This window comes from Paraburkholderia dilworthii (assembly GCF_000472525.1).
Taxonomy (GTDB): Bacteria; Pseudomonadota; Gammaproteobacteria; order Burkholderiales; family Burkholderiaceae; genus Paraburkholderia; species Paraburkholderia dilworthii.
Genome location: NZ_AWZT01000026.1, coordinates 1 through 12,355, shown reverse-complemented (window position 1 = coordinate 12,355; position 12,355 = coordinate 1). Strand labels below are relative to the sequence as shown.

Annotated in this window: 9 protein-coding genes and 1 pseudogene; 9 read left to right on the top strand and 1 reads right to left on the bottom strand. The window is 62.5% G+C overall.

The window, feature by feature from the left end; all coding sequences use genetic code 11:
- Positions 1-1,968 precede the first annotated feature (1,968 nt).
- Positions 1,969-2,025, bottom strand: a pseudogene (locus F759_RS45180) (hypothetical protein); the annotation flags it as partial.
- A gap of 330 nt (positions 2,026-2,355) precedes the next feature.
- Between F759_RS45180 and F759_RS0121245 the strand changes: the two are divergent.
- The 9 genes from F759_RS0121245 (at position 2,356) to F759_RS0121205 (ending at position 12,005) form a co-directional block, all read left to right on the top strand.
- Positions 2,356-3,111: a DeoR/GlpR family DNA-binding transcription regulator gene (locus F759_RS0121245; protein WP_027801649.1), complete on the top strand. Its 756-nt coding sequence runs from the start codon at positions 2,356-2,358 to the stop codon at positions 3,109-3,111.
- A 566-nt stretch (positions 3,112-3,677) separates the two neighbouring features.
- The gene (gene phnS / locus F759_RS0121240) at positions 3,678-4,766 is read left to right on the top strand and encodes a 2-aminoethylphosphonate ABC transporter substrate-binding protein (RefSeq protein WP_027801648.1); all 1,089 of its coding nucleotides are present in this window, start codon (positions 3,678-3,680) and stop codon (positions 4,764-4,766) included.
- Positions 4,767-4,926: 160 nt separating this feature from the next.
- The gene (gene phnT / locus F759_RS0121235) at positions 4,927-6,027 is read left to right on the top strand and encodes a 2-aminoethylphosphonate ABC transport system ATP-binding subunit PhnT (RefSeq protein WP_027801647.1); all 1,101 of its coding nucleotides are present in this window, start codon (positions 4,927-4,929) and stop codon (positions 6,025-6,027) included.
- Positions 6,005-6,958: a 2-aminoethylphosphonate ABC transporter permease subunit gene (locus F759_RS0121230; protein WP_027801646.1), complete on the top strand. Its 954-nt coding sequence runs from the start codon at positions 6,005-6,007 to the stop codon at positions 6,956-6,958. The genes phnT and F759_RS0121230 overlap by 23 nt, the downstream gene beginning before the upstream one ends.
- The gene (gene phnV, locus F759_RS0121225; RefSeq protein WP_027801645.1) at positions 6,948-7,811 is read left to right on the top strand and encodes a 2-aminoethylphosphonate ABC transport system, membrane component PhnV; all 864 of its coding nucleotides are present in this window, start codon (positions 6,948-6,950) and stop codon (positions 7,809-7,811) included. The genes F759_RS0121230 and phnV overlap by 11 nt, the downstream gene beginning before the upstream one ends.
- Positions 7,812-7,891: 80 nt before the next feature.
- A complete protein-coding gene (locus F759_RS0121220; RefSeq protein WP_036024913.1) occupies positions 7,892-8,638 on the top strand; it encodes a phosphonate utilization associated transcriptional regulator in 747 nt (248 codons plus the stop codon).
- A 64-nt stretch (positions 8,639-8,702) separates the two neighbouring features.
- Positions 8,703-9,992 carry a phosphonoacetate hydrolase gene (gene phnA, locus F759_RS0121215; RefSeq protein ID WP_027801643.1) on the top strand — a complete coding sequence of 430 codons (1,290 nt, stop codon included), beginning with the start codon at positions 8,703-8,705 and terminating at the stop codon, positions 9,990-9,992.
- Positions 9,989-11,440 (top strand): phosphonoacetaldehyde dehydrogenase, encoded by a 1,452-nt coding sequence (gene phnY, locus F759_RS0121210; RefSeq protein ID WP_027801642.1) that lies wholly within the window; start codon positions 9,989-9,991, stop codon positions 11,438-11,440. Before phnA ends, phnY begins: the two co-directional genes overlap by 4 nt.
- Positions 11,441-11,444: 4 nt before the next feature.
- A complete protein-coding gene (locus F759_RS0121205; protein ID WP_027801641.1) occupies positions 11,445-12,005 on the top strand; it encodes a phosphonate degradation HD-domain oxygenase in 561 nt (186 codons plus the stop codon).
- Positions 12,006-12,355 lie beyond the last annotated feature (350 nt).

Here is a 12,355-nt window from a genome sequence, read left to right as displayed (position 1 = left end):
TTGCCTAAGTTCCGTCTGCAGGTCTATCAACGGTGCCGCAGTCACAGCGACGGCTACGCTGTCCGAGTTCGGCAGTAGCCCGGCGAGTGCCGCAACGCCAGTCGCGCATACCGCGATGAATGCGACAGCGCCAATGACAACGATTGCGTTGCCATACGTTGTCTTCGTTTCGACCGACTTGGTAAAGAGCCGCATCATGGCTGTCTCCTGTGACGCAGCTAACGTTTGCAACGACTGTGCCGGCGGCGATGATTTCGTGCTGACCCGCGTGCGGAGCCCGGGCTGTATTGGGATCAATGGCCAGGGCGGGAGCTCAACAGCAAAACATTGTCGGGCCTTTCCGAACACATGCCACACCTTTGTGCATGTCAACCCAACACCACCGTGTGATTTGGCGTCTACATGCTTCGGATTCCTGTCAGAGACGCAAAGGGCGCCCGTCATGTGCGACAAGCATCAGGGACTCTGGAAGATGTTCTCGGATGTGAGCAGTCACAGCGGCAGTGCCGCTCACTGACGATTCATCGTCTGGCTACAATCGCCGAAAAAAAATCTGCTTCGCAGTGCTGCGCCGAAGCCAGGCGAAAATATTCGCTAACGATTCCTCGTCCCAGGCTCTATAACGTACTTGCAGGGCGACTATTTGTGTCGAGGGGTCCACGAAATCCGTTGACATTGCCAATGCGCACGCCAACTTGCGTCCCCATTTCGGCCGGGCGCACTGCGCTCCGTCTCTTCCCAATTACCTGGAAACATGGCCTCGGGTGACATGACCCGCAGGCTCCGGGCGCGCTTGTGAGTCTGAAAATCTCCTGTGGATTTCCAGCTCGGGCACGCGAATAACGAATCCCATGAATCGAAAGCGCAACGTAGATTAAGGAGTCAATGTGAAATCACTACTGATGGTCGCTTCAGCTGTCGGGTTGCTTGTCATGGCCGGGTTTGCGCATTCACAAGGTACGCCCCAAGGTCCTCAACCCGCTCCGCAGGAAAGCGCTGCAACTCGGATTTCCAACCCCAGTGCGGGGATGGAGGCATACGGCGGCACCGCCGATACGACCGTGCAGAGCGGCGTGAAACATGCCCGGCCCTGCAGGGTGAACCCGGAATGCAACGTTTTTTTCGGGGGGAGCTAAGGAGAAGCTAGCGGCGCGCGAGCCCACACCGGAACGAGGCGCTCGCGGTCGGACCTTTCCTGCCTCATGATGCCGGCGAATCCGCCATGCGCCGCGCGGAACTGCTAACGTCGCTTGTGGGCGCCGGTGACGTTGCGCAATCTATTTACATTGTTGGTAGCGGTCGATGGGAAGTGTTTGAGTGCGACAGATCCGTCGCATGCGTTTATTGCGAGCCCAGACGGGCGCGCCGCAAGTCGGGCGAGCCTCGTCTTTCGTCGCACACCTCGGTTTACCGCTCAGGGTGCCTCAAGGTGCCTTTTCGCCGAGCGGCTCGTCGCCGGGAGACGGCTCCGGAAGTATCTCCTCGTCGGGCACGTCTTCGTCCGGTTCCGTTCCTGGCACGTCGCTGTCCGTCTGCGTTCCAGCATTCTCGTCTGCCCCGGTTTTTGTCGCTCGCCTGTCGACGGCGGGTCGCTCGCAGCAAACGTGTCTTCGACAGCTGCATCGACGTCCTTCTCGGATTCGTCGTCGGGCGCGCGTTGCTCGGTAGAATGGATACCCATTTCGGTGCCTTGCGCAGTCCATCCAGTAGGTCGAACGCCTGCTTTCGGGTAATCGAGGCGGCCGGCAGGTCGGCAATCGGGGCGATCTTTGCCATGTTGCGCCGACGAGACTGCGCGGCGCCGAGCGAAACGCGGTGCCGTTCAATGTGGCCCGTAAGGAAATCCTCGCACAGTTTTCGCACCGTGTATGATTCCGGCGTCGCAGTCATCGCAGCCCGGTTCGACAGTTTGCGCTTGAGCACAGGGTCTTCGCCAGCGTCGCGACGCGTCCGGATTTCCTGCCACTCGGCTATTGCGGCTGCGTAGGACATTGCTGGCCACTCCCCAAGCTTTTGCTGGCGCATCCGGTTGTCGACGGGCGATTTGAACCGGTAGGTCCAACTGCGCCTTTGTTGTCGCTTGCAGACGAAGGCCTGGGAATGCCTCAAAAGAGATGTGTGTACCGGGTATCAGCTGTTTCGCGGCCTTGGTATCGAATCGCATGGTCGGCGTAGCTTCTCGGTGAGAGAGAAAAAAGCTACGCCAGCGTCTGAAGTTTAGCAACTTGTAGATGATTGAAGATGCCGCTCGCGGCAGCGGTCAGTAATGCAGAAAGTCCTTATATTAAGGGCCTTTGACGAAGATGCGCCCCGCGTGACCGGCCTCTCGCGGGATGATGAAGGAAAACGCCCTGAATGCTCGCAGAACAACGACATCAATACATCCTGGCGCAAGTCGCCAAAACCGGCGCACTCTCGGTCGCCGAGCTGGTGCGCGAATTGAATGTGTCGCGCGAGACCATTCGTCGTGATCTGAACGCGCTGGCCGGGCGCGGCCTGCTCGTTACGACGCACGGCGGCGCGCTCTCGAGCGACCGGCGCGAACCCGACCTCGACACGCGCGAAGCCGCGAATGCCGGCGCGAAGCGAGCGATCGGCGAGCGCGCAGCCGAGTTCGTGCCCGACGGCGCGTCGCTGATCGTCGATTCCGGCAGCACGACGCAGGCGGTGGCGCGCGCGTTGCTCGATCGGCATCGCCTGTCCGTCTATACCAACGACTGGCGCATCGCGCTGCTGCTCGGCCGGCGCAATGGCAACCGCGTCACGCTGCTAGGCGGCGAGCTGTCCGATATCGAAGACGCCACGTTCGGGCTCGACACGGTCCAGCAACTGACGCAGTACCACGCGGACTTCGCGTTCATCGGCGCGGGCGGCATCTCGCCGGACGGTTATCTCACCGACTACAGCCGCATGGCCGCCGAAGTGCGCAGCCGCATGATCGCGGCCGCCGATACGGTGGTGGTCGTCGCGGACCATTCGAAGTTCGGCCGCGTTACGCCGGTGCGCATCAACGGCATCGAATCGGCACGTTATCTCGTGACCGAACTCGCACCCGAGCGCTCACTCGCCAAGGCGATAACGGCGCATGGCCCGGAAATTGTGATCGCCTGAGCCGGCCATGCAAACCGGCCGGCATGCCGCGGCGTTGCGGCGCGCGTCCAGCAGTCCACAAATGCGCGCGACCCCGAGCGCGGCGCCATTCGATTCACGGACGGCAGCCATGCAGCAGCGGCTGCGTCGAATTTCCTCCAGCTTTGTTTGCCTCGCCTTCCCTTGGCTATTATTGGCGAATTGTGTCAATTTTTGGAATTCGACAGAATGGTCATGGGCTTGTCATCGAAACCTGTAATCCTTGCTATGCCCCGGACAGGCATGGCGGCCGTCGCGCGAAGCTCGCAGGCAGACCGCAAATAAGGCTTGTGACGATGCACCAGGGTTGTCGGCAATCTGCAATGCGTGTAGCAGCGCAGAGAACCTAGCGGCAACATGAATAAATTACGGGACAGGGCGACGCGCTCCCAAGCAACGCAAGCAGCAGACACGCAACACGCAGGCAACACACAAGCAACACGCAGGCAGCAAATAAAACGCAAACGGCCCACATCACGCGCCGTTCAATCACAACAGGTATCGGGTTTTCCCGACCGTCTGGTTTTTTGCCTTTCGGAGAGAGCGACATGATAAAGACAAATTCCTCGCAAGCCACGGGTCTCGCACGCAAACTGCTGCCGGTGCTCGTCGCCGCGACGATGTTCGGCGGCGGGGCCATGCAGGCGCATGCGGCCGATGCCGTGGTGCTGTACACCGCCGATGGCCTGGAAAACCTCTACAAAGACGTACTGCCGGCCTTCGAAAAGAAGGAAGGCGTGAAGGTCAACATCGTCACCGCGGGCAGCGGGGAAGTGGTGAACCGCGCGACCATCGAGAAAGATCAGCCGAAGGCGGACGTGATCGTCACGCTGCCGCCGTTCATCCAGCAAGCGGATCAGAGCGGTTTGCTGCAGGCTTACCAGAGCGCGAACTACAAGAATGTTCCGGCAATCGCCAAGGCGCCGAATGGCGCGTGGGCCACCTTCGTGAACAACTATTTCTCGTTCGCGATCAACCCGGAAGTCACGAAAAACCAGCCGAAGACTTTTGCCGATCTGCTGCATCCGGACTACAGCGGCAAGATCGCCTACTCGAATCCGGCGACGGCGGGCGACGGCATGGCCGTGATCATTCTGACGTCGTCGTTGATGGGTGAGGACAAGGCGTTCGACTATCTGAAGAAGCTCGAACAAAGTGCGAAGTTCCATACGAAGGGCACGGGCTACCTGGACGTGCTGCTCTCGCGTAACGAAATCGCGTTCGCAAACGGCGATCTGCAAATGGATCTCGACGACGCAGCCAACGGCGGCCTCTCGCTCAAGCCCGTGTTCCTCGCAGCAGCGCCGGGCGCGCAGCCGACCACATTTCAGTTACCGTACGCGATCGGGTTGATCAAGAACGGTCCGAACCAGGCGCAGGGCAAGAAGCTGATCGACTATCTGATGTCGACTGACGTGCAGGCCAAAGTGCCGGACATCTTCGGCATCCCGGGCCGCAGCGACGTGCCGCTCGCCGGCAAGAACGGCGACGCGGTCAAACAGGCGATTACGGGCGTGAAGCTGATTCCGGTGGACTGGAACCAGGTGATGGCGAAAAAGGCCGACTGGACCGCACGCTGGAAGAGCGAGGTAGTCGGTTCGTCGGGCAAGCAGATCGAAGTGGTCAAGCCGAAGTAAGCCGCCGTTCGCAGTCGAGTCGACGTGCGCTTCACGTTCAACTGAGTTCAGCGAAGCTTGAGTTGGCGCGCCGTCGACGTGAATCAGTCAGCCAGCGCTTCGCGATTTGCCCTCGATTGCCGGGCTGCACGAGCATCAATCTTGTTGGAGGATGAATCCGGTGAATACGGCCAGTCTTGCTCAACGTGGCGCACCGGGCGCGTCGTTGGACGCGCTCGGTGCCGCGCGTTCGGACGCACGCGGCGGCGTGCAGATCGACCATCTGACGGTGCGCTTCGGCTCGCGCACGGTGCTCGACGATCTCTCGTTGACGATCCAGCGCGGCGAACTGCTCACGGTGCTCGGTCGCAGCGGCTGCGGCAAGACCACGCTGTTGCGCTTCATCGCCGGGTTCATCGAGGCGGATGGACTGGCCGGCACGCTGACCGTCGCCGGCCACGATCTCACGCATGTGCCGCCGCATAAGCGCAATCTCGGCTTGCTGTTTCAGAGCTATGCGCTGTTTCCGCACCTGTCGGTGTTCGAGAACGTCGCGTTCGGCTTGCGCGCGCGGCGCATATCGGCGAAAGACATCGCGCGACGCGTGGCCGATGCGCTCAAACTCGTGCAACTGGGCGACGCCGGGCATGTGATGCCCGCGCAACTTTCCGGCGGCATGCAGCAGCGCGTAGCGCTGGCGCGCGCGCTCGTGATCGAGCCGGACGTGCTCCTGCTCGACGAGCCGCTCTCCGCACTCGACGCCAATCTGCGCGCCTCGGTGCGTTCCGAACTGAAGGCGCTGCATGAGCGTCTGCCGAATCTGACGATCGTCTGCGTGACGCACGATCAGGACGACGCGCTCGTGCTGTCGGACCGCACGCTGCTGATGCGCGACGGCCGCATCGCCCAGCTTGGCACCCCGCAGCAGTTGTACGACGCGCCGAGCGACGGGTTTGTCGCGCGTTATCTCGGCGCGGCCAATCTGCTGCCTCCCCAAGTCGCGTTCGGCATGGACGACGCGCGCTACAACGAGCGTGAGCGTGTCGCGTGTTTGCGGCCCGAAGCGCTGCGCATCGTGCCGCTCGGGGAAGGGCACTTGCACGGCGCGATCACATCGGTCGAATGGTATGGCGCGGTGTTGTCGGTGTCGGTCGCGCTGGACGCGATGCCGAGCGAACCGGTGCTCGTCACCATGCAGCGCGGCCACGGCATGATGCCGGAGAAAGGCGCGCGCGTTTCCCTGCGTTACGAGGCTGACGATGTCGTCCTTATCCACCCCTGACGCGCCGAATCCGCTGAGTGCGTCGTCTGCGGCCGCAGCCGACGCTCGCCGCAGCGCAAGCGCGGCTTCGCATCGCGCCGCGGTAAAGCGCCGCGAACGCGCGGCGCAATGGCATCTTCTGTTCATCGCGGTGGTCGTGCTGGGACCGCTCGTGATCTATCCGCTCGTGCGCCTCGTGGCGCTCAGTCTGAGCGGGCCGCATGGTATCGGCCTGCAGGCGTATGCGGCGTTCTTCGGCAATCCGGAGACGCGCGGCGTGATCGGCACGACGCTGTGGATTCTGTTCGCGAGCGCGGGGCTCGCGTCGCTGCTCGGCGTCGCACTTGCCTCGCTGCTGTTTTTCAAGCCGTTCCCCGGCGCGCGGATGGTCACGCGCTTTCTCGAACTGTTCGTCGCGTTCCCGTCGTTTCTAGTCGCCTTCACGCTGATTTTTCTATACGGCTCGCAAGGCTCGGTCAGCATCGGCTTGCAACGGCTCTTTCATTTGCAGGCGCCGCCGCTCGATTTCCTGTTCGGCGTGGGCGGCGTGATTCTCGCCGAAGTCGTGTTCTACGCGCCGTTTGTCGTGCGTCCGACGCTGGCCTCGTTTGCCACGCTCGACATGCGTCTGATCGAAGCCGCCCGCAGCCTCGGCGCAAGCGGCTGGATGGTCGCGTTCAAGGTGATTCTGCCGCTCGCATGGCCGGGCATCGCGGCCGGCACGATCCTGTGCTTCCTGCTGACGCTCAACGAGTTCGGCATTCTGCTCGTGCTCGGCAGTGCGCATCTGATCACCTTGCCGGTCGCAATCTACAGTTCGGCCACTGTCGACCTCGATCTGCCGACGGCCGCCGCCGGCGCGGTCGTGATGCTGATCATGTCCCTGTCGCTGTACGCGTTATACCGCCAGGTCAACCGTCGCAACGTGAAAGGAGCGCACCGTGGCCTTTGAACTCGACCCGACGGTGCTCCCGGTCATGCACAAGAAAGCGCGTCCGGTGCGCCGGAGTCTCGTCGTGCGGATGCTCGGCGGACTGTTTCTCGGCTTTGCCGCGCTGCTGTGCTTCTGGCTTTTCGTGTTGCCGGTGATCGTCGTGGGACTGTCGAGCGTGGCGGCGCACTGGTCGGGCACGATCCTGCCTGACGGCTTCAGCACGCGCTGGTTCGAGCGGCTCGGTTCGAGCGACTTCGACGCGCTCACGACGAGCCTCGAAATCGGCATGGGCGTCGCGGTGCTCGGCACGATTCTCGGGCTGTGGCTTGCGCTCGCGCTGGAAGGACGCGACCGGCGCGGGCTCGGCGCGTTCGTCGACACCATTGCGATGATGCCCAACGGCGTGCCGAGCGTGGTGCTCGGGCTCGCGGTGCTAATCGCCTATCACAAGCGGCCGGTCGATCTCTCGAGCTCCGCGGCGATCGTCGTATTCGTGCAGCTCGCACTGGTGCTGCCGTTCTGCTACCGGTGCGCGGCCGCCGCGTTGCGCCCCGAGTTGACAATTCTGCGCGAAGCGGCTGCGAGCCTCGGTGCGCCGCCGTCGATGGTGCTGCGCCGGGTCGTGCTGCCGCAGCTTGTGCCCGCGATCCGCGCGAGTCTTGCGCTTGGCTTCGCGTTGTCGCTCGGCGAACTGGGCGCGACGCTCACCGTGTATCCGCCGGGTTTCGCCACGGTCCCGATCGTGGTCGTCGGCCAGGTCGAGCGTGGTTATTATCTGCCGGCGTCAGCGCTGTCGCTGATTCTGTTGCTGGTGTCGCTGGCGGCGCTGCTGCTGATCGCGGCCCGCGTGCCGCGTCGTCGGACGGACTGAACCGGTTCCCGATTCTTGTGATTGCGCGTCACCCGGCGCGCAGACCTCCCGCAAACTTGCGTGTGGCGAAATTTGTCGAAATGACCGAATATATGCAAACTGCTTCTGTCGATCCGATTGAGGTTGTGCGCAGGCATTCGCTGACGGCACTCGTTCGCGACCAGATCGAAAGGCACATCGTCGAAGGCGAACTGGCACCGGGCGACAAGCTCAACGAAGCGGATTGGGCGGCGCGCCTGCACGTGTCGCGCGGGCCGGTTCGCGAGGCGTTTCGCGCGCTCGAGCAGGCCGGGCTCGTGCGCACCGAGAAAAATCGCGGCGTGTTCGTGCGGACAGTATCGTTGGCGGAAGCGGATGAGATCTATGCGGTGCGCGCGGTGCTCGAAGAGGCGGCGTGCCGGATGTTGGCTGCGAACATCGACGCGCGTCAGTTGGCGGTGTTGCGCGACTGGCTCGATGCGATGCGCGCGGCGCTCGACGCGCGGGATCACGATGCATACGCGCGGGCCAACGTCGCGTTTCATGACGCGCTCGTGGCGGCGGCGGGCAATCTGAAGTTGTACGAGACGTATCGAAGGCTGGTGAGCGAGTTGAGACTTTTTCGGCGCGCGGCGCTGGCGGTGCACGCCGATGCGATGGAGCGCTCGCTGGCCGAACACCGCGCGATTCTGACAGCGCTGGCTTCGCGCGATGCCGGACGTGCGGCGGCGCTGATGCACGCGCACGTGAACGGCGGCCTGCAGCGCGCGCATGCGGCGTGCGAGGAAGGCGGCGTGGTGGCTCGGCAGTTGGACACGGCGCGGAGTGCGCCGACTTCGGACGACTGAAGCGATGGCGTCGTCGTAACGCATTGGCTGGAGCACGCGTGCGTGGCACGCAGGGACGGGAGCAATGGCAAGCGCAAGCACAAACGTGAATGCAAACGCAAAAGAACGCACGATAGAAGTCAACGGTCGCCGTTACCGGCTGCCTTCGGAGCCGACGGTCGTGGTGTGCGTCGACGGCTGCGAATTCGATTATCTGGAAGCCGCGGTCGCTGCCGGCGTTGCGCCGTTCATCGGCAAGATGCTCAAGGGCGGCGCGGCCTTCAAGGGCGATTGCGTGATTCCGTCGTTCACTAACCCCAACAATCTGTCGATCGTCTGCGGCGTGCCGCCGTCGGTGCACGGCATCTGCGGGAATTACTTCTGGGATCCTGATGCGAACGGCGGCGCGGGCGCGGAAGTGATGATGAACGATCCTGCCTATCTGCGCGCCGGCACCTTGCTGGCCGCGGCGGCCGAAGCGGGCGCAGGCGTCGCCGTCGTCACTGCCAAAGACAAGTTGCGCCGGCTGTTGGGCTGGCAACTGAACGGCATCTGCTTTTCGGCGGAAAAAGCGGACACGGTGACGCGCGAGGAAAACGGCATCGACGAAGTACTCGATCTGGTCGGCTTGCCACTGCCCGACGTGTACAGCGCGGGGCTTTCGGAGTTCCTGTTTGCCGCCGGTGTGCGGCTCGCGCAAACGCGCAAGCTCGACCTGATGTATCTGTCCACCACCGATTACATCCAGCACAAATGGGCGCCGGGCACCGAGGGTGCGAACGCGTTCTACGCGATGATGGACGGCTATCTGGCGAAGCTCGACGCGCTCGGCTGGGTGATCGGCCTCACCGCCGATCACGGCATGAACGCGAAACACGATCCGCAAACCGGCGAGCCGAATGTGATCTATCTGCAAGACGTGCTCGACGAATGGCTCGGCGCTCGCAAGGCGCGCGTGATCTTGCCGATTACCGATCCGTATGTGGTGCATCACGGCGCGCTCGGTTCGTTCGCGACGGTGTACTTGCCGCACGATGTCGGCGCCGCGCAGGTCATCGAGCGGATTGGCGGGCTGCGGGGAATCGAACTCGCGCTCGATAACCGCACGGCTTGCGAGCGTTTTGAACTGCCGGGCGATCGCGTCGGCGATATCGTCGTGATCGGCACGAAGCATGTGGTGCTCGGCACGCGTCGCGATGAGCACGATCTGTCCGGATTGACTGTGCCGTTGCGCTCGCATGGCGGCTTGTCGGAGCAGGAGGTGCCGCTGTTGTTTAATCGGCGCGTTGAAGGATTGCCGGGCGCGGATAGCGGTAAAAGGCTGCGCAATTTCGATATCTTCGACGTCGCGTTGAATCGGGTGTCGGCATCATGAACGCGACCTTGCGGGACCATCCGGCATTCCGGGCCGAAGCGCTGCGACTCAAGGGCGAACGCGCGGCGCGGCCACGCTCGTTCGATGTATTCGATCCCTATACGGGCACGCGAGTAGGCACCGTCGCGCGCGCGAGCGTCGAGGACGTGCGCGCCGCGTTCGAATATGCCGCAGCCTATCAGGCGAAGCTCACGCGATATGAGCGCTCGCAGATTCTCGAACGCGCGGCCGCGTTGCTGCGTGACAGAACCGAAGAGGCGTCGGATCTGATCTCGCTCGAATCGGGCTTGTCGAAGCAGGACTCCCGCTATGAAATCGGCCGCGTGGCTGACGTGTTCAAGTTTGCCGCGATCGAAGCGCTGCGCGACGACGGGCAGAGCTTCTCGTGCGATCTGACGCCGCATGGCAAGCGGCGGCGCGTATTTTCGCAGCGCGAACCGCTTGCGGGCGTGATCGTCGCGATTACGCCGTTCAACCATCCGATGAACCAGGTCGCGCATAAGATCGCGCCGGCAATCGCGACAAATAATCGCGTGGTGCTGAAGCCGTCCGAGAAGGTGCCGCTGTCGGCGCTTTATCTCGCCGACATCCTCTATGAAGCCGGCTTGCCCGCGCCGATGCTGCAAGTGCTGACCGGCGACCCGCGCGAGATCGCCGATGAACTGATCACGCATCCGTTGGCTGAACTCGTCACGTTCACGGGCGGCGTGGCGATCGGCAAGTACATCGCGGCAAAGGCGGCATACCGGCGCGTCGTACTGGAACTCGGCGGCAACGATCCGTTGATCGTGCTGGAAGACGCCGATCTCGAGCGCGCGGCGACGCTCGCCGTGCAGGGCTCGTATAAGAACTCCGGACAGCGCTGCACGGCGGTCAAGCGGATGCTCGTGCAAAAGCGTGTCGCGGCGGATTTCGCCGATCTGGTCGTCGAAAAGACGCGGGCCTGGACTTTCGGCGATCCATTCGATGCGGCCAACCAGATGGGCACGGTCATCGACGTCGCTGCGGCGCAGCTATTCGAGGCACGGGTGAACGAGGCGATTGCCGGCGGCGCGCGTTTGCGCATCGGCAATCGACGCAATGGCGCGCTGTATTCGCCTACGGTGCTCGACGGCGTGGAGCCGGGCATGACCCTTGTGCGCGAGGAAACCTTTGGCCCGGTGTCGCCGATCATTAGCTTCGACACGCTCGACGATGCGATTCGTATGAGCAACGGCACCGCCTTTGGATTGTCTTCTGGTGTATGCACGAACCGGCAGGACGCAATCACGCGCTTGATCAACGAACTGCGGGTCGGGACGGTGAATGTATGGGAAGTGCCCGGCTACCGGACCGAGCTGACGCCGTTTGGCGGCATCAAGGACTCGGGGCTCGGCTACAAGGAAGGCGTTCAGGAAGCGATGAAAAGCTTCACCAACCTCAAGACTTTTTCATTACCGTGGGAGTAATAGCGTGGCATTGAGTGTGAGCGACATTCGTTCGCTGTTCGAGCAATACGGCGACATCGCTTATAGCGGCGAACCGGTGACGCAGCTCGAACATGCATTGCAGAGCGGCGCGCTGGCCGAAGAAGTGGGCGCCGATGATGAACTCGTCGCCGCCGCGTTTTTGCACGATCTCGGGCATCTGCTGAATCTTCAGGGTGCGACGCCGACGGAGCGGGGCATCGACGACTTGCACCAGTACTTTGCGCTGCCGTTCTTGCGTGCGGTGCTGCCGGATGCGGTATTGGAGCCGATTCGTCTGCACGTCGATGCAAAGCGCTGCCTTTGCGCAATCGACGACGCGTATTTCGATCAGCTTTCCGCCGATTCGGTGCGTAGTCTGGAATTGCAAGGCGGCATTTTCAGTAGAGATGAAGCTGAAGCGTTTCTGCAAAAACCATATGCGGAAGATGCATTGCGTCTGCGTAAGTGGGATGACCGCGCAAAAGAAGAAAATCGCGCGACGCCGGGTCTCGATCACTATCTTGATGTAGTAGAGCGCGTCATGCAAAAGAGGGCGATTGCCTGACCGGCACGGCGTGGTTCTATATGCTTCTCATGATTGTCTTTGCGCTATTTCTTGCGCGTTCCGACCTGTCAAAAATAACGCTTGCAAGGCGCTGGGCGGCTCGCTAGAATCTCGCTCTTTCGTGCTCCGGACAGCGGAGCACGGGAAGCGGGAAAGCCAGCAGTGGCAAGGCTTCCAGCGGTGGCGGCAGGTTCGGTTGGTAGCAAAAACCTGTTGACGTTGCGGCGGAAGTTCTTCATAATCTCGTTTCTCTGCTGCTGATGCAGCGACGCAGAACGAAGCGGTGCCGGGTGGGTGATGGTGGGCAGCGCGACGTGAGGCGGACCGATCTTTAAAAACTAACAGCCGAT